Source organism: Janthinobacterium sp. SUN026, from assembly GCF_030397625.1.
In the GTDB taxonomy this organism is placed as follows: domain Bacteria; phylum Pseudomonadota; class Gammaproteobacteria; order Burkholderiales; family Burkholderiaceae_D; genus Janthinobacterium; species Janthinobacterium kumbetense.
This window is the reverse complement of sequence record NZ_JAPQNU010000001.1, coordinates 271,226-292,883: the sequence shown is the minus strand read 5'-3', so window position 1 is coordinate 292,883 and position 21,658 is coordinate 271,226. Positions and strand designations below refer to the sequence as shown.

At 64.8% G+C, this 21,658-nt stretch carries 15 protein-coding genes; 2 read left to right on the top strand and 13 right to left on the bottom strand.

Annotation, left to right across the window (positions count from 1 at the left end):
* Positions 1 to 68: 68 nt before the first annotated feature.
* From OX459_RS01415 to OX459_RS01370, 10 genes are all read right to left on the bottom strand, one after another.
* Positions 69 to 1,286 (bottom strand): acetate/propionate family kinase, encoded by a 1,218-nt coding sequence (locus OX459_RS01415; RefSeq protein WP_289903460.1) that lies wholly within the window; start codon positions 1,284 to 1,286, stop codon positions 69 to 71.
* Positions 1,283 to 2,698, bottom strand: coding sequence for a bifunctional enoyl-CoA hydratase/phosphate acetyltransferase (locus tag OX459_RS01410; protein WP_289903459.1), 1,416 nt, complete (start codon positions 2,696 to 2,698; stop codon positions 1,283 to 1,285). The genes OX459_RS01415 and OX459_RS01410 overlap by 4 nt, the downstream gene beginning before the upstream one ends.
* Before the next feature lie 9 nt (positions 2,699 to 2,707).
* Positions 2,708 to 4,972, bottom strand: a complete 2,265-nt coding sequence (locus tag OX459_RS01405) for a DUF3141 domain-containing protein (RefSeq protein ID WP_289903458.1) — start codon at positions 4,970 to 4,972, stop codon at positions 2,708 to 2,710.
* A gap of 47 nt (positions 4,973 to 5,019) precedes the next feature.
* Positions 5,020 to 6,144: an ABC transporter permease gene (locus OX459_RS01400; RefSeq protein WP_099666483.1), complete on the bottom strand. Its 1,125-nt coding sequence runs from the start codon at positions 6,142 to 6,144 to the stop codon at positions 5,020 to 5,022.
* Position 6,145: 1 nt separating this feature from the next.
* Positions 6,146 to 8,890: a ribosome-associated ATPase/putative transporter RbbA gene (rbbA, locus tag OX459_RS01395; RefSeq protein ID WP_289903457.1), complete on the bottom strand. Its 2,745-nt coding sequence runs from the start codon at positions 8,888 to 8,890 to the stop codon at positions 6,146 to 6,148.
* Positions 8,891 to 8,892: 2 nt separating this feature from the next.
* Positions 8,893 to 9,966, bottom strand: a complete 1,074-nt coding sequence (locus OX459_RS01390) for an HlyD family efflux transporter periplasmic adaptor subunit (RefSeq protein ID WP_289903456.1) — start codon at positions 9,964 to 9,966, stop codon at positions 8,893 to 8,895.
* Between the two features lie 18 nt (positions 9,967 to 9,984).
* Entirely contained in the window at positions 9,985 to 11,433 is a 1,449-nt protein-coding gene (locus OX459_RS01385; protein ID WP_289903455.1) for an efflux transporter outer membrane subunit, read from the bottom strand.
* A gap of 10 nt (positions 11,434 to 11,443) precedes the next feature.
* A complete protein-coding gene (gene fabI / locus OX459_RS01380; protein ID WP_289903454.1) occupies positions 11,444 to 12,226 on the bottom strand; it encodes an enoyl-ACP reductase FabI in 783 nt (260 codons plus the stop codon).
* Positions 12,223 to 12,408: a hypothetical protein gene (locus OX459_RS01375; protein ID WP_289903453.1), complete on the bottom strand. Its 186-nt coding sequence runs from the start codon at positions 12,406 to 12,408 to the stop codon at positions 12,223 to 12,225. Before OX459_RS01375 ends, fabI begins: the two co-directional genes overlap by 4 nt.
* A 427-nt stretch (positions 12,409 to 12,835) precedes the next feature.
* Positions 12,836 to 14,278 carry an IgA Peptidase M64 gene (locus OX459_RS01370; protein ID WP_289903451.1) on the bottom strand — a complete coding sequence of 481 codons (1,443 nt, stop codon included), beginning with the start codon at positions 14,276 to 14,278 and terminating at the stop codon, positions 12,836 to 12,838.
* Positions 14,279 to 14,487: 209 nt separating this feature from the next.
* Here OX459_RS01370 and OX459_RS01365 point away from each other — a divergent pair, with 209 nt between their 5' ends.
* Together OX459_RS01365 and OX459_RS01360 are read left to right on the top strand one after the other, a co-directional pair.
* Positions 14,488 to 15,090, top strand: a complete 603-nt coding sequence (locus tag OX459_RS01365; protein ID WP_289903450.1) for a TetR/AcrR family transcriptional regulator — start codon at positions 14,488 to 14,490, stop codon at positions 15,088 to 15,090.
* 8 nt (positions 15,091 to 15,098) lie between these two features.
* The gene (locus OX459_RS01360) at positions 15,099 to 16,295 is read left to right on the top strand and encodes a DUF418 domain-containing protein (protein ID WP_289903449.1); all 1,197 of its coding nucleotides are present in this window, start codon (positions 15,099 to 15,101) and stop codon (positions 16,293 to 16,295) included.
* On the opposite strand, the gene OX459_RS01355 is transcribed toward OX459_RS01360, so the two are convergent.
* The 3 genes from OX459_RS01355 to OX459_RS01345 form a co-directional block, all read right to left on the bottom strand.
* Positions 16,286 to 17,539, bottom strand: a complete 1,254-nt coding sequence (locus tag OX459_RS01355) for a cyanophycinase (RefSeq protein WP_251350229.1) — start codon at positions 17,537 to 17,539, stop codon at positions 16,286 to 16,288. The genes OX459_RS01360 and OX459_RS01355 overlap by 10 nt on opposite strands.
* A 148-nt stretch (positions 17,540 to 17,687) precedes the next feature.
* Positions 17,688 to 20,477 carry a TonB-dependent receptor gene (locus OX459_RS01350; protein ID WP_289903448.1) on the bottom strand — a complete coding sequence of 930 codons (2,790 nt, stop codon included), beginning with the start codon at positions 20,475 to 20,477 and terminating at the stop codon, positions 17,688 to 17,690.
* A 33-nt stretch (positions 20,478 to 20,510) separates the two neighbouring features.
* Positions 20,511 to 21,518, bottom strand: a complete 1,008-nt coding sequence (locus OX459_RS01345) for a MurR/RpiR family transcriptional regulator (protein ID WP_289903447.1) — start codon at positions 21,516 to 21,518, stop codon at positions 20,511 to 20,513.
* Positions 21,519 to 21,658 lie beyond the last annotated feature (140 nt).

Here is a 21,658-nt window from a genome sequence, read left to right as displayed (position 1 = left end):
CGCACTCAACGGAAAATATGTGCATTTCGGCAAATTTCCCATTGAGCACGCTGCCGGCGTTCAGGACCTCATGCGCACACGGCCAATGCCGCGTGGCGCGCCGCCACCCACTCCTCATTGGCCGGCTCCACGCCCACCACGATGCGGCTGGCATCGCTGGAAATACGGCGGGCATTGCGCGCGTTCGCCTCCGCATCGAGCACGGGGCCAATAAAACCCAGCTCGGCGCAAATGCGCTGGCGCAGCTCCGCGCTGTGCTCGCCGATACCGGCCGTAAACACCAGCATGTCCAGCCCACCCAGCACGGCCGTCAGGGCGCCGATCTCACGCACGATGCGGCGGATATATAAAGCCAGCGCGGCGCGGATACGCTCGCCCGTGGCATCCTGCCGGTCCTGCTGCGCCAGCAGCACGGGTGGGTCGGCCGATACGCCCGACACGCCCAGCAAACCCGATTCGTGGTACAGCACATGCGCCACTTTTTCCAGCGACAGTTTTTCGATCTCCATCAGGTAGATGACGGCGCCCGGATCGAGCGAACCGCAGCGCGTGCCCATCATCAGGCCGTCGAGCGCGGAAAAACCCATGGTGGTGGCCACGCTGTGCAAATTCTCCATGGCGCACAGGCTGGCGCCGCTGCCCAGGTGGGCCACGATGACCTTGCCGCGCGCGACGGTACCAAAACGCTGCTCCAGCACCAGCGACTGGTATTCGTACGACAGGCCGTGGAAGCCATAGCGGCGCAAGCCACGCTCCCACGCATCGTACGGCAGGGCCAGCATCTGCTCGACCTGCGGCACCGTGTGGTGGAAGGCCGTATCGAAGCACGCCACCTGGGCGATGTCGGGACGCGATTCGAGCAGCACCTCGATCGCCTCCAGGGCGAACGGCTGGTGCAGGGGCGCGAGCGGCACAAAGCTTTTCAGGTCCGCCAGCACGGTGAAGTCGATGCGCACGGGGGCGAAATACTTGCTGCCGCCATGCACCACGCGGTGCGCCACGGCGCGCAAGGAACGCCCGTCCAGCTGCGCCACCACTTGCGCGCGGATATATTCGAGGGCCGCGTGATGGGGCTGCTCCGGGTCCAGCTGCAAGGCGACTGCCGGCAGTCCGCCAGCGCGGTAAGTGGCGTTTTCGCGGCCGATGCCTTCGACCTTGCCGCTCCATTGCGCCTGCTGCGGCAGCACGCCGCCCGCTTGCTCGAACAGGGCGAACTTGATGCTCGACGAGCCGCAATTGAGCACCAGGATCAGGGTGCCATCGGCATGTTGGACTGCTGCGTTCATGGCGGCGTGCTCCGGTAATGGTTGGCCAACATCACGGCGATAGCGCACGAGGCGATGCGGCTGGCGCGCGAGTCGGCGCGGCTGGTCAGGATGACGGGGATCTTCGCGCCCAGCACGATGCCGGCGCTGTCCGCGTCGCCCATGTATTCGAGCTGCTTGGCCAGCATGTTGCCGCTTTCCAGGTCGGGCACCAGCAAGATATCGGCGCGGCCCGCCACCTCGGAGACGATGCCCTTGACGGTGGCGGCGGCGATCGAGACGGCGTTGTCAAAAGCCAGCGGGCCGTCGAGGATCGCGCCCGTGATCTGCCCGCGGTCGGCCATCTTGCACAGGGCGGCGGCATCGAGCGTGGCGGGCATGTCCGCGTTCACCGTTTCCACGGCGGCCAGGATGGCCACGCGCGGCCTGGCCACGCCGATCACGTGCGCCAGGTCGATGGCGTTGCGCACGATGTCGGCCTTCATGGCCAGGTTGGGCGCGATATTGATGGCCGCGTCCGTGATGATGAAGGGACGCGGATACGCGGGCGTCTGCATCAGGAAGCAGTGGCTGATGCGGCGCTTGGTGCGCAGGCCGGCGCTGGCCGACAGCACGGCCGACATCAGTTCATCCGTGTGCAGGCTGCCCTTCATCAAGGCTTCCACTTCTCCCTTGCCCGCCAGTTCGGCGCCGCGCGCAGCTGCCGCATGGCTATGCTCGACGTCCTCGATGGCGATGCCGGCCAAGCTCAGGCCAGCTTCCAGCGCCACCGCTTCCAGGCGCGCGCGCGGCGCCACCAGCACGGGCGTGATCAGGCCGGCCGCATGCGCGTCGAGCGCGCCCGACAGGCTCAGTTCATCGCATGGATGGATCACGGCCACCTTGATGGGGCCCAGGGTGCGCGCGTGTTCCAGCAGGCGCCGCGTGCCGTCGCCGTTATGCAGGCGTACCTCGGGCAGGGTGGCGCGCTGGCGTTCGATCTGCTCGGCGGGCGCGATCACCTGCGCCTCGCCGTCGAGCACCACGGCGCCATGCTGGTTGACGCAGCGGCACGCCAGGGTCACGTGGCGGCTGCGCGGATCGAGGGCCGTGACGGTGACGCTGATGGCCAGCGTATCGCCCACGCGCACGGGCTGCAAAAAGCGCAGGGTCTGGCCCGTGTAGACGGTGCCGGCGCCGGGCAGGCGCGTGCCCAGCACGGCGGAAATGAGGGCCGCGCCCCACATGCCGTGGGCGATCACGCCCTGGTAGCGGCTGGCGGCGGCAAATTCGGCATCAAGGTGCTGCGGGTTGTCATCGCCCGACATCACCGCGAACAGGGCGATATCGTCCATGCTCAGGGTGCGCGTGATGCTGGCGCTGTCGCCGATGGCGATCTGGTCGAAGGTGCGGTTACGTACGATATTCAAGTCATCGTCTTGGGGAGTAGTCATCGTGGTCTTCTATACAGGGGTAATGTGTTTGGCCGGCTTGGCTTTTGGCCCGGCAGGGGATGAGCGCGCATCCGACGGCAACGCCTTCGCTTGCGTCTTGATCGCGCGCTCGAAGACGTCCAGCATCTGCTGCAGGCTCGCTTCCTCGTCCGGCGTCGGCGCTTCGGGCACTTGCAGCACTTGCTGCAGCCATTCGGACAGCGCGCCGATGTCGTCCGGGCTGGCGCGCGACAGCAGGACCGGCAAGGCGGCGATGGCGGCATCGAAATCATGCAGCATCAAACGCGCCTGCTGGCGCACGATGCCGCGGAATTCCTCCATATTGACATCCTGCCGGTACTGCGGCTTGATCAATTTCAGGGCCAGGTTGACCCTGCGCTCGTCAGCGATCATGCGGAAGCGGTAGATGTAGAACAGCGCGCGCACGGCCGCTTCCACCAGGCCGCCCCGCTGCATGTCCTCGTCCATCTTGCGCGTTTCGCAGCGCACGTATTCGCAATGCTCGGGCGAGATGCCGGGATGGGGACGTGGCGGCGTAGTGTCGCCGATGGCTTGCCCCGTCAGCGCCTGCACCAGGGGCGAGCCGTACACCAGGTCGAAGGTGGTTTCCTGCACTGTGTCGCGCCAGTCGCGCCAGCCGTTCAAGCCAGCCGTGATGGCGCCGGAAATGGCTTCCTGCATGGCCAGCAGCGGATTGTCGGGCGCCACCGGTTGGCGGTGGGCACGTACTTTTTCCGCCTCCTTGGCCACCAGCCTGGCCAGCGGATTGTGGTCCGTCCAGCGTTCGTACGACACGCGCAGCGGATGCGCGAGCTGCAGGAAGCGCGCCGACTGCGGCGTGACCATGGCGCGTACCCACGGCTGCGCAAACGTGCGGTACAAGGCCAGATTCACTTCGGACACGCGCGCAGCGGCGGCGAACTTGCGGTCGTTTTCCACGCTTGGCTGCACGATGGCGCGCACATCCTCGATGCCGCGGTGCTCGACCTGCAGCACATAGTCGCCGCTGGCCAGGTCCGCGTTCGGCGTGTCGGGCGTCTTGTCGACGATCCGCGCCTCGTAGATACCCGCCGGCAGCAGGTTGATCAGGTCGATATTGCTGGCGAATTTCTGGTGTTCCTTGTGGCCCACCTTGGCCGAGACGAAAATACCCAGGTGGCCGATGCTGTCATGCACGGCATACACGATGGTCTGGTCGTGCATCAGCACATCCTTGTCATCGCGGTACAGGTCCGTGATCCAGCCCAGCGCCTGCGGCGGCGGCGTGATGTTGTCGCCGTTCGAGCAAAAGACGACGATGGGCGAACGGATATTGCGCAAGTCCAGGCGCACGCCATCGGACGTGATCAACTCCGCCGTGGCCAGACGGTTGCCGATGAACAGATTGTCGACGATGTACTGCATCTCGACGTCGTTCAGGAAGACGTGGCCGCCCCAGTATTTTTCAAATTCCAGGTAACGGGGCGCTTCCGTGTCGATGTTCGCATACAGGTTGTACTGTTTGCTCCACAGGGTGTTGGCCGGGTTGAGCTTCTCGAAATTCTGCACCAGGCTGGCGCCGTCGAAGCGGCCGTTGCCCAGGTCGCCCGCCAGCGCCGTGGCCCAGCTGCCGCCCATCAGACCGCCCGCGTAGCGCATCGGATTGCGGCCATGCCAGCCGGCCCAGTACGACACGGGTGCGCCGGCCACGATGATGGGGCCGAACAATTCCGGGCGCATGGCCGCCGTCATGAGGATTTGCCAGCCAGCCTGGCAATTGCCGATGACGACGGGCTTGCCCTCGCTGAGCGGGTGCAGGGCGATGACTTTTTCCAGGAAGGCCGCCTCGGCGTGCATCACGTCTTCCACCGTCTGTCCCGGCACGGGATCGGGCAGGAAGCCGATGAAGTAGCACGGGTGGCCGGCGCGCAGGGCCACGCCGATCTCGCTCTCGGCCTTGAAGCCGCCGATGCCGGGACCGTGTCCCGCGCGCGGATCGACGACGACGAAGGGCCGCTTCGACGGATCGGGTTCCGGTGCATCGGGCGTCAATATGCGCGCCAGGCCGTAGTTGACGGGGCGCGCCAGCTCCAGGCCGGACATCACCAGTTCGGCGGGGAAGTCCAGCACGTTCGGCACTTCCTCGGCCATGTGCTCCTGGTACTGGTTGCCGCGCCGGCGCATCACGTCCGCGTACAGCACGATGCGCTGCCACGAGTCGCGTGCATAGTCGCCCAGCACGCCCAGCGACGGCAAGCCGCCGGTGGAGAAAAATGGTGCAGCTTCGATCTTCATGGCTATCCTTTTCATGCAAAAAACGCCGGACCATTCCGGCGCGGGGGCTACGCCATCTGGCTGATGGTCTTGCGAAAGCGCGCCAGCGCGAAGGTAAACAGGGCCGTGCCGATGGCCAGCAGGGCCAGGAACGGCTTCCACACCACGTCGATGCCGGCGCCCCGGTACAAAATCGCCTGGCTCAATTCGACGAAATGCGTGGTCGGGGCGATCAGCATGATGTTTTGCACCAACTGGGGCATGCTTTCGCGCGGCGTGCTTCCGCCCGACAGCATCTGCAGCGGCAGCAGCACGAGGATCAGCAGCATGCCGAACTGCGGCATGCTGCGCGCCACGGTGGCGAGGAAAATACCCATCGACGTGGTGGCAAACAGGTGCAGCGCCGCGCCGCACAGGAACAGCGCGATCGAGCCTTCGATGGGCACATGCAGCATGCCGCGCACCACCAGGTTCAGCGACAGGGCGGCGGCCAGCAGCACCACCAGGCCCATCGACCAGACCTTGCCCAGCATGATTTCGGCCGGCGTCACGGGCATCACCAGCAGATGCTCGATGGTGCCGTGTTCGCGTTCGCGTATCAGGGCCGCGCCCGTGAGGATGATCGACAGCATCGTCACCTGGTTGATGATTTCCATCAGCGAGCCAAACCACGCCTGGCTCAGCGAAGGATTGAAGCGCGCGCGCATCACCAGTTCCACGGGCGAGACGGTCGCGCCCCGGTAGCGCTTGGCGAATTCGGCCACTTCGCCGGCGACAATCTGCTGGATGTAGCCGCTGCCGCTGAAGGCCTGGCTCATGCGCGTCGCATCCACGTTCAGCTGCAGCTCCGCCTGGCGCCCGCCCAGCACGTCGGCCTGCAGCTTGGGCGGGATCGTCAGCACGAAGGTGTACTGGCCCGCGTCCAGACCCGCATCGACCTGGCTCTGGTTGATCATGGCCGGCGGCGTGAACTGGGGCGGGAAGAAGGCCGAGGCGATGCGCCCGGACAGGGGCGAGCCGTCCTCGTCGACGATGGCGATCGAGGCCATGTGCAGCGTTTCCGGCTTGGCCGTGGCAGCCACATAGATGGCCAAGGTGAACGTGTACAAGATCAGGATCAGCATCATCGGGTCGCGGATCAGGCTCCAGATTTCCTTCACGCCCAGGCGGTAGATATTTTCAAGATGCCGCATATCAGCTCTCCTGTTTCTTCAGCAGCGCCACCGTCACGCCGAGGATCACGGGAATGGCGATGATCAATGGCCAGAACGAGGCGTGCAGGTCGCCAAAGCCCAGCGCCTTGTTGAACACCCCCCGGCTGATATTGAGCATATGCGTGGCCGGGTACATCAGGCCGATCGCCTTGCCCACGCCTTCCATCGACGAGACGGGATTGAGCAGGCCGGAAAACTGGATGGCCGGGATCATGGTACCGATCATGGTCACGAACAGGGCGGCGATCTGGCTGCGCGTAAAGGTCGACGCGAACAGGCCGATGCCGGTGGCGCAGATATTGAAGATGAAGGTGGCACCGATCAGGGTCGGCAAGCTGCCCTTGATCGGCACGCCAAAGGCGGTGACCGCCAGCAGCGCCATGAGCACGAAGTTGAGCATGGCCAGCAGCACGTACGGCACCTGCTTGCCGAGCAAGAATTCCAGGCGCGTGACGGGCGTCACGTACAGATTGATGATGGAACCGAGTTCCTTTTCGCGCACCACGGACAGCGCCGCCAGCATGGCCGGCAGCATCAGCAGCAGCAGGGGAATCACGGCCGGCACCATCGCCGGCAGGCTTTTCACGTCCGGGTTGTAGCGGTAGCGCGTCTGGATGGCGACGGGGTTGTTCATCGTGATGCCATAGCGGTGCAAGGCCTGGTCGGCCAGCCACAGCTGATGCATGCCCTGCACGTAGCCCTGCACGGTCTCGGCGCGCATCGGCATGGCGCCGTCGATCCACGCGCCCACCTGGGCCGGCGCGCCGCGCTGCACGTCGCGCGCAAAGCCGGGCGGAATTTCTATGGCCAGCGACAGTTCTCCGCTGCGCATGCGCTTGTCAATATCGGCATAGTCGCGCAGGGGCGGACGTTCGATGAAGTAGCGCGAGCCGGCCAGGTTGTTCGTGTAATTCTGACTCAAAGTCGTCTGGTCGTGGTCGAGTACCGCGTAGCTCAAGTCTTCGACGTCCAGGCTGATGCCGAAGCCGATGACGAACAGCAGCAGCACGGAGCCGCCCAGCGCCAGGGTCAGGCGCACGGGGTCGCGGCGCAATTCCAGCGTCTCGCGCCACATGTAGCTGAGCATGCGGCTCAGGCTGAAACGGCTGCGCCGGTGCTGCGGCGCTGGTGCCTGCACTGCCGCTTCCTGCGCGGGCGCCTCGCTTTCCTGCGCCGTCGGCGCCGTGCCGCCGCCCGCCTCTTCCAGGTAGGCGATGAAAGCCGCTTCCAGCGATGGCGCGCCCTTCTTGCGCACCAGTTCGGCCGGCGCATCGCTGACCAGCACTTTCCCCGCATGCATCAGCGAAATGCGGTCGCAGCGCTCGGCCTCGTTCATGAAGTGGGTGGAGATGAAAATGGTGACGCGGTCGCGCCGCGCCAGCTCGATCATCAGGCGCCAGAAATTGTCGCGCGCGATGGGGTCGACGCCGGACGTCGGCTCGTCGAGGATCAGCATTTCCGGCTTGTGCACCATGGCCACGGCCAGCGACAGCCGCTGGCGTATGCCCAGCGGCAGGCTGTCGGGCAGGTCATCCATCACTGCGCGCAAGTCGAAGCGCTGCGCCATCTCGTCGATGCGTGCGGCGATTTCAGCTTCCGGGACGTGGAACAGGCGCGCGTGCAGCACCAGGTTCTGGCGCACCGTCAGTTCGCTGTACAGAGAGAAGGCCTGCGACATGTAGCCGACCCTGCGGCGCGTGTCGATATCGTTGGAATCGACCTCCTTGCCGAACAGCCAGGCCTTGCCTTCCGTCGCCGGCAAGAGGCCCGTGAGCATCTTCATGGTGGTCGACTTGCCGCAGCCGTTCGATCCCAGAAAGCCGAAAATCTCGCCGCGGCCGATGCGGAAATTCACGTGATCGACGGCCGTGAAATCGCCGAAGCGCATGGTCAGGTCTTTGGCCTCGATGGCCACGTCCTGCGCGCTGGCCGCATCCAGCGGCGTGATTACCACGGGCTGGTGGCCGGCGCGCTTGGCGTCGGGCAGCAGCTTGATGAAGGCCGCTTCCAGGTTGCCGCTGTCCGTGCGCGCCAGCAGTTCGGCCGGCGTGCCCGTATCGAGCACCTTGCCGTCATCCATGGCCACCAGCCAATCGAAACGCTGCGCCTCGTCCATGTAGGCGGTGGCCACCATCACGCTCATTTGCGGGCGCTGCACGCGGATGCCGGCGATCAGGTCCCAGAACTGGGCCCGCGCCAGCGGATCGACGCCGGTGGTCGGTTCATCGAGAATGAGCAGGTCGGGATCATGGATCAACGCGCAGCACAGGCCCAGCTTCTGCTTCATGCCGCCCGACAGCTTGCCCGCCGGGCGCGCCAGGAAGGGCTGCAAACCCGTGCTGCGGGTCAGCTGGTCGATGCGGCGGCGGCGTTCCGCAGCGTCATGGCCGAACAGGCGCGCGAAAAACTGCAGGTTTTCCTCGACCGACAGGGTCGGATACAGATTCTTGCCCAGGCCTTGCGGCATGTAGGCGATACGGGGACAGACGTCGTCGCGGTGGCGCGCATCGCGCATGTCGCCGCCCAGCGCCATCACGCTGCCCTGCTGCACGGCGCGCGCACCGGCCACCAGCGACAGCAGGCTCGATTTGCCCACGCCATCGGGTCCGATCAAGCCCACCATGCGGCCGGCCGGCACGTCCAGGTCGATGGCGTCGAGCGCCACCGTCTTGCCGTAATGCTGGCTGACGCCCTTGATGCGGACGACAAAGGAGTTCACGTCCATGCTCACTGCGGAACCTTGGCAGTCAGTTCAGCGGGCCATGCCTGCTTCGCGTCGAGACGCACCCAGGCCACGCCAGGCAAGCCCACTTTCACCAGCGCCAGATGCTTTTGCAGCAGCTCGCGGCTGATCTGCGCCTTCACGCGGAACATCAGCTTCTGGCGCTCGCTGGCCGTTTCCACCGTCTTCGGCGTGAACTGCGCGCTGGCCGCGACGAACGAGATCGTCGCCGGAATCACGTAATTGGGCGCCGCGTCGAGGATGATGCGCACCTCGCCGCCCAGCGCCACCTTGCCGGCCGCCGTCTCGGGCAGGAAGAAGGTCATGTAGACGTCCGACAGGTCGACCAGGTTGAGCACCTTGCCGCCGCCCGCCAGCACTTCGCCCTGCTGCGCCACCAGGTATTGCACGCGGCCGTCGCGCGGCGCCGCCAGCTGGCCATCGGCCAGGTCGGAATCGATGCGCGCCGTCGTCGCCTCGGCGGCAACCACGGCGGAGCGCGAGCCCACCACCTGCGCCTTTGCCGCGTCGATGGCCGCCTGCGCCGCCGTCACTTGCGCCTTGGCCGCGTTCAATGCTGCTGCCACGCTGCGCACGCGGGCGCGGTCGTCGTCGAGTTCCTGCACCGAGGAAGCACCCTCTTTCGACAGGGTTTCGGAACGGGCCAGGCGGCGCTTGGCCGCATCGAGTTCGCTTTCGCGCTGCGCCACCATGGCCAGCGCGGCCGCCTTGTCGCTCTCGCGCACGGCCACTTGCGCCTGCGCGCCCACCACCGCGTCGGACGCCTGCTGCTGGCGCGCGCGCGCCTCGTCGCGCTGGGCCATCAGGGAGTCGACCTGCATGGTGGCCAGCGGCTGGCCCGACTTGACGAAGTCGCCCTCGCGCACGAGGATCTCCTTGACCCGGCCCGCCAGCTTGGTGGCGACGTCGATTTCCGTCGCTTCGATTCGGCCATTGCCGCTGACGAAACCTTCGCCTGGGCCCGTGGGACGCATTTTTTGCCAGGCCACATAGCCCAGCACGAGGACGGCCACGACCAGCGCGGCGGGAATGAGTTTTTTCTTCAGTTGTGGAGTCATGGTATCGGGGCGATCAAATTAGTGGGTGGAAGCGGCGGCGGAAGTGGCTGGCGCGCCACCGCCCAACGCCGCATACAGGCTGACCTGACTGGACAGCAGCGCGCGGCGCGTCTGCACCAGCTGCTGCTCGACCGTCAGCAAGTCGCGCTGCGCGTCGAGCACTTCCAGGTAGGGCGCGGCGCCATTGTCGTAGCGCAGCTTGGCCAGGCGCGCCCGTTCGCTCTGCGCGGCCAGGGTCGTCTTGCCGATATCGACCTGCAGCGCCAGCCAGCGCCGGTTCGACAGCGCGTCGGCCACTTCGCGGAAGGCGCCCTGCACGCTTTTTTCGTAATTGGCCACGGCCATGTCGCGGCGCACTTCGGCCAGTTCCATATTCGCGCGCAGGCGGCCCGCGTCAAAGATCGGCAGCACCAGGCGCGGCGCGAAATTCCACGCGCCGCTGCCCGAATCGAACAAGCCGCTCAATTCCGCGCTGGCCGTGCCGTAGGCTGCCGTCAAGGAAATCGTCGGGAAGAAGGCGGCGCGCGCGGCGCCGATATTGGCTTGCGCAGCGCGCAGCTGGTGCTCGGCCGCCACCAGGTCGGGACGCTGCGTGAGCAAGGCCGAGGGCAAGCCCGCATGCAGCGGCTGCAGCACGCTGGCGTCGTCGAAGCGACGCACCTCACCAGCCACCGGCGTCAGGTCGATGGGGCCGCCCACCAGTTGGGCCAGCGCGTGCGCCTGCACGGCACGCGCCTGTTCCAGCTGCGCCGACAGCGACAAGGCCTGGCTGAGCAAGGTTTCCACCTGTGTCAGGTCCAGCTTGGAAATCGACCCGACTTCAAAGCGGCGCGTGAAGATGCGCAGCGATTCGGCGCGGCTGTCCACCGTGGCGCGCGCCAGTTCCACGCGTTCATCGAGTTCGCGCAAGCCCAGGTAGCCATTGGCCACCTGCGCCACCAGGGCCACGCCGACGGCACGGCGCGCCTCGTCGCTGGCCAGCAGGGTTTGCAGGGCGCTGTCCTTCAGGCTGCGCACGCGGCCCCAGAAGTCGAGTTCCCAGGCGCTCACGTTCAAGCCTGTCTGGTACTGCGCGCTCGTCATGGGACGGCCCGTCACGCTCAGGTCACCGGGCACGCGCGCGCGGCTGCCCGAAGCGCCCAGCGCGATAGTGGGAAACTGCTCCGCGCGCTGAATGCCATACGCGGCGCGCGCCTCTTCCACGCGCAGGGCGGCGATGCGGATGTCACGGTTGCTGGCCAGCGCCTGCGCAATCAGCGCCTGCAGGCGCGCGTCGGCAAAGTAGGCTTGCCAGGCGACGTCGGGCGCGTGCGCGCCGGCGGAATCGGTTTCCGGATACTGCGCCGCCACGGGCAACGGCGGTGGCGCATACGGCGGCACCATCGAGGCGCAGCCGGCCAGGGCCAGCGCGGTGGCCAGCGCGGCCATCCTGGCGCGGTTGGGCAAAGTAGGAACAGCCATGGTCATCTTCTTCCAGTCAATTCAGAATGTTGTAGCCGCCATCGACATACAGGGTGCCGCCCGTGATGGCGCGCGCGCCGTCGCCGGCGAGGAAGGCGCACAGCGCGCCCACGTCCTCGATGGTGGCCAGGCGCCGCATGGGCGAGCGTTCGATGGCGTCGGCCATCAGGCGGTCGAAATGGGCGATGCCGGAAGCGGCCCGCGTCTCCAGTGGTCCCGGCGAAATGGCGTTGACGCGGATGCCTTGCGGGCCCAGTTCGGACGCCAGGTAGCGCACCGACGCTTCCAGCGCCGCCTTCACGGGGCCCATCAGGCCATAGTCGGCGATGACTTCCTCCGCGCCCAAATAGCTCATGGAGGTCAAGCTGCCGCCGTCCGGCATCAGCGGTTCGGCCAGTTTCGCCATGCGCATGAAGGAGTGGCAGGAGATATCCATCGCCTGCGCAAAACCGTCGGCAGAACTGTCCGTCACTCGGCCATGCAAGTCCTGTTTCGGCGCATAGGCAATGGAATGGACGACGAAATCGAGCCGCCCCCATTGCCGTTCGATCTGCGCGAACAGCGCTTCGAGCTGGCCCGGCACGGCCACGTCGAGCGGCGCCATGATGGCCGCCTGCACCTGCTGCGCCAGCGGTTCCACGTATGGACGGGCCTTGTCATTGAGCCAGGTCACGGCCAGTTCGGCACCGGCCGCGCGCAGTGCGCTGGCGCAGCCCCAGGCGATGCTTTGCGTGTTGGCGATACCCACCACCAGGCCCCGCTTGCCCTGCAAAGGCAAGGGCTGCAAGTCGGCCGTCATGCCTGGACTGGACGCAGGGCGGGCCACGGCGTGGCCGCATGCACGCATCGCACCGCGCCGGCGCGCATGGCGGCGGCGCAAGTGGCCAGCGTCACGCCGCCGGCACGCGCATACGGCAAGGCAATGGGAGTGTGGGGGTGTAAGGTACTGCACGCGTCAGGCGCGGGGGTCTGCATCTTCATGAATCGGCTTCCGTCACTGAAATTCGAGGCACGCACCAGTGCATTTTCGGGGAACTGGTACGGGGCGAAATTACTCTACAGCATTTAGACGCGTGATTCGTGATGAGTCCGATCCGCATTCCATGACGCTTTGAGCTAGGTCAACTATAAGTGCGATTGCGGCAATGCAACATTGATGTAAATCAAATTTTACCTCAATATTATCTAAATGAAATATTTTTCAGGCAAGCGTGCGGACGTGTTGATTTGATAATATCACTGGGCTAGCGAGAAGAAAAGCGCGCAGGTGAGCGACAATTGGTATTGCCTGGAAAACAAGCAGCGCTGGGCAGGGGCAGAAGGCAGGCGGTGGGGAGAAGCAGAAAGGGGGCCATGCTATTGCGATGCAACATGACCCCCATGCATTACGGAAGCGGCAAGAGCGGCATTATTTGCCCGGCGCCGCGGCGGGACGCGAATACAGGTCGATGATGGTGCTGATGCCATCCTGACACACGGAGCAGAACGTCTCGCTGCGGTCGAACATGATGCACTGCATCTCGGGCCGGTAGTAGCCGGACGACTCGTAGTTCGCGCCTTCGAAGGCGCCCACCGCATGGCGCTGCGGCGCCTTCGAGAACAGCTGCTGCGTGTACGCCAGGTCGGCCTTGAACAAGTCGCTCATCTCGCTTTCCGGGCGGTTGGCCGCGCGCAGGGCCGCGCGCTGCTTCTGGTATTCGCGCGCATGGCTGTCGTATGCTTCCTTCGGCCATGGCGTCGGCAGCGGCGTGCCGGCCTTGACGTGATTCTTCCATTTCAGCCTGGCCGGATCGCGCAGCGCCGTGGCGTTCGGCTCCCACGGTTCCTGCCGCTCGCCATTCGACTGATAGGCCACGGGCGAGGTGTAGTACTCGTCGGCCAGGCCGGCGAAATGGTGGCCGAATTCATGCACGAACAGGTAGTTGGCCCAATCGTTATTGGCCGCCGCCGTGCTGAACTGGCCGAAGATGCCGCCGCCGCCGTAGGTATCGTTGTTGACGAGGATTTCGATGAATTCATACGGCGCGTACTGCGCCAGGTCGCGCAGCGCGCGGTTATCCGTCGTCAGCACATAGCGCTCGCTGCCGAAGATATCGTAGCGCGTGCCCAGCGGCGACGCGTGATGCACGCCCGTCGAGGGACGCGACACGCCCGACTCCTGGGTCGGCGCGGCCATGGCCCACACGTTGAAATCCTTGGCCCGCTCGCGAAATGGCGAGACGGTGAAAAGATGCTCAGCCAGCTTGCGCGCCGTCGCTTCGAACTTGCCCATTTCGGCGGCCGTATAGCCGTCGCCCATGATCAGCAGGTCGACCTTGTCGGGCGATGGCCCGCTGATGCGGATCGGGATCGGCTTGACGGGCGCCGGCGGCTGCTTGCGGATCACGTCCTGCGCGGCAGGGTCGACATCGGTGCTCCATACAACGGAAAACAGGCCGCGCTCGTCGCGCTTGAGGATGCGCACGCGCACGGGGTGTTCGGGCTGCGGAAAGCGCACGGATTCCTGGAAGGCGCGCGTGGTGGTCTTCGCTTCATCGGTGCTGGCCCATTCGCCGAAGATGGTGGAAAAACCGCGCGAGTACAGCACCTTGCCCGACTTGATGTCGACCACTTCCAGCAGGTTGTTGCCGCGGTTGCTGTCGTCGATGGGACGCGCCGGGTTGCCCGGCCATGGCAGGGGCTCGACCAGCACGCGCTCGACCGCATAGTGCTCACCCAGCGCATTGCCGCTGTGCTGGTAATCGAGGCGCATGGTAGCCGGCGGCGGCGCATTATCCGCCTGCGCGGCAGGGACGATGCCGGCGGCCAGCGCCAGCGCGCAGAGGAAGGATCGAATCGGAGTCTGCTGCATGTCATTCCTAAAACGGTAGAAAAACAGGTGAAGGGAACGGTTTTCCAAACAATCGGCGGGCTTGCCGGCAGGCGCGGGAAAAACCGCTGCGGCACATTGTAGCGACAGGAAGCAAGCGTGCAAAGCGCCCATTTCACGCGATTCGCTTGACCATGCGATAGAATCGATTTATATTAGACTGACTAGTCGATTAATTAAAGGAAAGAGCCATGCGCACCATCGATCCCGGCAAACACGCGGCCCGCCGCGACGCCATTCTCGCCGCCGCGCGCCACTGCTTTGCGCGCAAGGGCTTTCACCAGACCAGCACCGCCGTCATCTGCGCGCAGGCGGGCATGAGTCCCGGCAACCTGTTTCACTACTTCCCCACCAAGCAAGCCATCATCGCCGCCATCGTCGACGAGGAAGGCAGCGAGACGGCCGCCTATTTCGCCGGCGTGCAAGGCAGCGCCGATGCCTACGGCGCCCTGCTCGGCTTCATGGACCTGGTGCTGGCGCTGGCGGCCGATGACGACTTTGCGGGGCTGGCGCTGGAAATATCCGCCGAGGCGATGCGCGACACGGATATCGCGGCCAGGGTGGCGCGCAACGATGCCAGCCTGCGCCGCGGCTTGCAAGCCTTGCTGGAAGAGGCGGCATCAGGGGGCCAGGTCGACGCCGCGCTGGACGCCGCGCAAACGGCCAGCTGGATCGCCGCGCTGATCGACGGCATCTTCAACCGGGTCGCAGTCGATCCCGATTATGCACCGCTGGCGCAACGCGCCAGCCTGCACCTGCTGCTGGCGCGCTTCCTGCGCCCTGCCCTGGCATGAACGCCGCCATGCAAGCCCAGCCCACACGCATCGCCGACGTCGACGCCCTGCGCGGCTGCGCCCTGTTCGGCATTTTGGTCGTCAATATCGGCGCCTTCGCCACACCCTGGTTCGGCCTGGGATTGACCGATCCCGCCTTTCACGGCGGCGTGGACCGCGCCACGCACTTTATCGTCGCCCTGCTGTTCGAGACCAAGTTCTACCTGCTGTTTTCCTTCCTGTTCGGCTACAGCTTCACCTTGCAGATGCAGGCGGCCGCGCGCGCCGACGCGCCGTTCGTGCCGCGCATGCTGCGCCGACAAGCGGGCCTGTGGCTGATCGGCGCCCTGCATGCCGTCTTCCTGTTCCATGGCGACATACTCACGACCTACGCTCTGCTGGGCATCGTGCTGCTGGCGCTGCACCGCTGCGGCGAGCGCCAGGCACTGTCCCTGGCGTTGATACTCGTCGCCGTCTGCGTGGCATTCTGGGCAGGCATGGCCTGGCTGCAAAGCCTGCAGCCGGCGGGCGACGCCGCGGACAACGCCGTGGCGATGGCGCAAAAGGCGGCAAGCGCGCTGGCCGCCTACCACGCCACGCCAGTCGCCGTCGTCAATCAGCACCTGCGCGAACTGGGTGAAATCTGGATCGTCCTGCTGCTGGTGCAGGCACCGTGCGCGCTGGCCATGTTCCTGTGCGGCCTGGCCGCCGGCAAGCGCGAGATGCTGCTGCACGCAAGCGATTACCTGCCGCTGCGCCGCCGCCTGCTGTGGGCCGGAGCGCTGGCGGGATTGCCCGGCGCCGCCTTCTACGCGTGGACCTCCGTGTATGGCGATAGCCAGGCATGGCAGGTGGCGGGACTGGCCGTGGGCCTGGCGAGCGCGCCACTGCTGGCGGGCGCCTACCTGGCGCTGGCGCTGGCCCTGTTCGAGCGCCTGCGCGACGGCACGCTGTTTGCGCTGCTGGCGGACACGGGCCGCATGGCCCTGTCGAACTACCTGCTGCAGTCGGCCATCTGCGCCGTGCTGTTCCTCGCGTATGGCGCGCGGCTGATGGGCAGCGTGTCGCCGCTGGGCGCGCTGGCGCTAGCAGCTATCATCTTCGGCCTGCAGCTGCCATTGAGCCGCTGGTGGCTGCGCGGCCACGCGTATGGCCCCGTCGAGTGGCTGCTCAGGGCCTTGACGATCGCCGCGTGGCCGCGCTGGCGGCGCACCGCTTACTTGTAGCGATACAGGGGCTGGCGCAGCTGGATGGGGCGGATGTCGAGGCGCAGTTTCAGTACCGAATACGCTTCCGCCTCGGTCGAGCTGTAGCCGACGCTGTTGACCGTTTTACTGAAGCGGAACTCGAAGCCCAGGTCCGGATATGGGTCGCGCGGGTTGCCGAAGGCGATGCCGATGGCTTCCTGCTGCGCGTTATCGATCAAATTACCCATCAGGTCGAGCACGGCGTTATTGCCGAGGATATCATTGGTGAACACAGGTTCGCGCATGTCTGGCTGGTTCGGATCGAGCTTGTTGTCGGCCTTGTCCGGCGAGGGCGTAAACACGCGCGTGACGAGGTTGAATTTGTCGCCCCGATCCAGGTAGCTGATGGCCGCATTGCTGATATTGAAATTTTTCACGCCGCGGTCGCTGATGGCGCCCGACAGGTCGATCAGCAGGGCTCCGCTGTAGCCGATGACTTCCACGTCGCGCATGGCGTCGACCACCATGGCGCTGTTTTCATCGATGCCCAGCCCGAGGTGATAGCCTTTTTTCAGCATCACGGGAATCATGCGCGCAAAGCGCCCGCGCACCAGCAGATGCTGGTCCACAAAAACATCGCTGCCGATGAAGCCCAGGCCCGGCGCGATCTCGCGGCCATCCGTCACGCCCATCTTGAGCATGTCGAGCACGGGTTTGGCGTCGTAGAACATGGTGGTGCTCATGATGGCGGCACCGGCGCTGGAACCGGCGATCACGCCGCCATTGCGATAGACCGACCAGATGGCTTCCAGCGCGGCCGTGCGGCTGCCGTCCGGCCGCAGCAAGGCTTGCGTGATGCGCCCCTGGTCGCCGCCGGCAAAATAGATGCCGCTGGCCGACTTGATCTGCGTGACGATGGCCGGGTCTTCGGCGGCCTTGCGGTAATCCCTGTTCGGCAGCTTGACGGCCAGCGGCACGAAAAAGGCATCGGCGCCATATTGGTTCAGCTTTTTGATGATGCTTTCGCCCGATTTTTCCGGGTTCATCGCGGCCGAGGCCAGCACGGCGATACGCGCGCCTGGCCCGCCCGACAACTTGACGATGCGCTGCCAGACTTCGGCATTGTCGGCGCGCAGGCCGCCGCCGATGATGACGAGCGTCCCCTGCGGCGCACTGCCGATGGCGCTGCCGCCGGGCGCCGCCACGGCTTGGACACTGCACAATGCCAGCGCGAACAGCAGCGCGGCGCACAATTGTTGATACAGGCTTGAAGATGATTTCATGATGCCTTTCGAATACAAGGAAAGTGGCGCATATTTGTTGATACAGGCACGCGCCCTTGCTGCCAAAACTGCTGCTTGCAATCCAACGCCATCGCACTACGATACTACTTGCTGCATATGACAGCGTTGTTGCGGTATCTCCAATTTTTTACTTAAAACTGTAATTGGCGCTGGCATAAAAGCGCCGGCCGCGCGGATCCGTATAGGTCGGGTCATAGCCGGACAGGAAAAAGTAGGCCTGGTTCGAGTATGGCGGGCTGGTATTAAACAAATTCTGTATGCCTGCGCGCAGCTTGAACTGCTTGCTGACGGCATACGCGCCCGACATGTCCCACAGCGTGTAGGCCTTGACCCGATTCGGCTTGACGACGCTGCCGTCATCCGTGTTGATGGCCGAGTTCTGGTCATCGTAGCTGCTCGAATAGGTGTTCGACAGGCTGGCCGAATACGGGCCATGGTCCCAGTCGAGGGTAATCGTATGGCGCCAGCGCTGCACCACGCCGTCCGTGACGAATTTATTCAGGTTGCTGATAAAGGCATCGCCGGGGCTCGTCTGGATTTTCGAATCGAGCACGTAGGTGCCGCTCAGGTGGGCGCCGAAACGTCCCCAGGCCGTCTTTACGCCATGCAGGTCGGCCGTAATATCGATGCCCGTAGCCTTTTGCGCGCCGCGGTTTTCCTTGCGCAGCTCGATGTAGTCGATTTCATTGTCCTCGTTGCGATGTACGAGGTCGCCGTACTTGGCCAGGTTGCCGAGGATGATGTCGTCGCCAATTTCGCTGATCAGGTCCGTGCGCTTGATGTTCCAGTAATCGAAGCTGAAGGTCCAGTGCTGGCTCGGCTCGAGCACCACACCGGCCGTGAACTGGCGGCTGCGCTCCGGCTTCAGCTTGTCGTTGCTGTAGCGGCGCGTATCCCAGTTTTGCGCGCAATCGGCGTAGTTATTCTCCACAGTGGCGCATAACACGGGATCGGGCAGGGTCGCCGTACTGCTGTAGACGGTGGGTCGGTGCAAGTCCGACATCGAAGGAGCGCGGAAACCCTTGCCGGTGGACGCCCGCATCAGCACCTGCTTGCTGGGCATGTAAGTCAGGCCCACCTTGGGGCTCAGGGCGCCACCCACCTGCTGGTAATGGTCGTAACGGCCAGATAACTGCGCCTGCCACTGCTTGGTGAACGGCAGCAGCAGTTCGCTGTAAATGGCTTGCACAGTGCGGCTGTCGCTGGTGTCCTTGCCGCCTTCCGGCGCCGAATCGTCATTGATATTATTACTCATCAGTAATTTGGAAAGACGGAACTGCGTACGTTCGCGGCGCACCTCTCCGCCAACGGCAAGCGCCATGTCGCCGCCACCCATGGCCATCAGCGCGCGTGACGCCTTGAAATCAAGCGCATCCATGACGCCGCGCGCGTGGCGCACTTCATCGTTGACCTGGATGCTCTCAATCAGTGCCAGGCCCTCGGCACTGGAAGGCCCGAAGGGATTGATGCTGCCATCGGCGATACCTGCGCGCAGCTTGTCCTTCAGCAGATAGCCTTTGGTATCACGGTCCCTGACGGTATTGACGCTATGATTCAAACCCACGTCATAATCCCATCCCGCCACTGTACCGGTCGCCCCCACCACGAAGCGCTGGCTTTCACTGGTCAACTCACTGGTGCGGTTGCCCGCCTCCTTCAATCGCATGCGCACTTCCAGTTCGCGCTCCACCTGCTTGCCATCGTCATCCAATATGGTATCAAAACCGGTATTGGCCAATTGCGGCACCTTGCTGTAATCCAGGTAACCGATCACCCGTGTCGACGACGCGACATAATTGGTACGCGAACGGCTCAACGCCACCTCCGCATATAGCTGATGGTCCGGGTTCAGCTTCAACACGCCCCGCGAAAGAAAATTCTGCTTCTCCGACTTCGGATACAACTCCGTATCGCGCATGTAATCGTAGGTACAGCCGTCGACGCCGCCAGTGCCGTTGGGCAGGTACAAATTGGCGGGTGGATTGCAGTCCGGGATGGACAGGTTGATTTGCCGGTTGGTGATCGGCTTGCCGTTCAACAGGAAGCCGATCTCCTGCAGGTGATCGCGCTGGGCGCCCGACAGGCGGATATTCGCCGGGCTGGTAAAACTCGACAGCAAATGGCCAAGGCGCTCGGGCACGCTCAGGTTCGGGATGAACTTGCGCTGCGAGGTGCTGAGGCGGTCCGTCTGCTGCGCGTCGAACACGGCGAAGATATTGTAGCCATCCGTGGCCAGGTCGCCCGTACCGGCCGTGATGCTGACCGTGCGCTTGCCGGCGCCGCCTTCCTGCGTGCCGCTGCCGTAGGCATTCAGCTCCACGCCCTGGTAATCCTTGCGCGTAATGAAATTGATGACGCCGCCGATGGCGTCCGTGCCGTACAGGGCCGAGGCGCCGTCGAGCAGCACTTCCACGCGCTGCAGCGCGGCGGCAGGAATATTATTCAGGTCCACGCCCGCATCGTCGCCGGGCGAGGCAAAGTTGGCCATGCGCCGGCCATTGAGCAGCACCAGGGTCGATGACGTTCCGACGCCCCGCAGATTTGCGCTGTTGAAGCCGCGCTGGTCGCCGCCGATATTGATGCTGGCGCCATCGGTCAGGCCACCCACGTTGGCCGACACGCGCGCCATCAGCTCGGCCGCCGTCGTCACGCCCGCCTTTTCGATCTCGGCGCGCGTGATGATCTGCACCGGCAGCGCCGTTTCCGATTCCAGCCGCTTGATTGCCGACCCCGTGATTTCCACGCGCTGCATTTTTTTCGGCGCCGCGTCTCCGTCCTGTTCCTGCGCCAGCGCGCCGTTGCCCAGCATGCCCAGCGCCGCCGTCACGCTCAAGGCGCCCAGCGCCAGGCGCACGGCATGCGCCAGTGCCGCTTCACGTGGCAGTGCAGGCCCGCCCTGTTGTTTTTCCCTATGCATTCCAACTCTCCCCAATGGTATTGACCCTGCTTTTTATAATGACTGCTTTTTATGGACTGCCTTGCGCCGCTGTGCTGCTGTTTTCCTGGGACCCTGCACCCCATGCTCGCCGCCATACAGGTAGGCGGCGATCACTTCGCTCAGGCGTGCAGCCTTGTCGACGTTATCCTTGTTCGACACCATCAGCGCCACGGCCAGCGCCTCGATCATGGCCAGCGCCGTGCTGGCGCTGCTGGGCAGGACGGGATGCGTGCTTTGCGCATACAACACGTGATCGGCCAGCTCGGCCAGCGGCGAGGCAGGCGAATCGGTGAGCGCCACGATGCAGGCGCCGCGGTCGCGCGCGAAGCTGGCCAGGCCGATGCAATCGAGCGTATAGCGGGGAAACGAAATCACCACCAGCACGTCCTGCGCCGTCAGGTTGACCAGGTGCCCGGCCGCCACTTCCGAGCCGCCGATGCCCACCACTTCCACCACATGCGGGCAAAACGGCTGCAGATGCTGCACCAGCATGCCGGCCAGGTTGGCCGACAGGCCAAAACCCATCACATACACCACCTTGGCGCGCGTCAGGCGCCGCACCACGGTATGCATGTCGGGCAGCGACAGGGCGGCGGACGTGGCGGCGATGTTCACGGCCGCATATTCCAGGCTTTCCGTGACGGGCGAGGTGGCGCGCGCGCGCCGCTCTATCGTATGGCGCAGCTTGTCGACGGGCTGCAGCAGCGATTGCAGGGTTTCGGCCATGGCGCCGCGCATGGCCGAATAATTCTTCTGGCCGATGTCGCGCGCGAAGCGGCTGATGGTGGCCGTCGACACCTGGCAGTTGTCGGCCAGTTCCTCGATGCCCAGCGCAATGACGCGCATCTGGTTGCGCAGCAGGTAATCGGCGATCTGCCGCTGCGAAGCCGAACCGCTGGCCAGCACGTGCATCAGCGCCTGTCCCAGCGGAGACTGCGCGAACGCGGCATCGGGCGACGACAGCGCGGCGGCAGGTGGCGTGCGGGCGCTGCTTCTGGCAGGACTGGCGGATGCTTTCATATCACTGGCGGCCTGTGTTCTTGGATGCTGCGGATGAAGGGCGGAAAGGCGAAATCGGGTCGCTGAAACTTACTGTACTCATATCAAAAAGAAAACTCAACAAATATTTGTAAAAGGATTTTCATTGATTTACTTCGTGA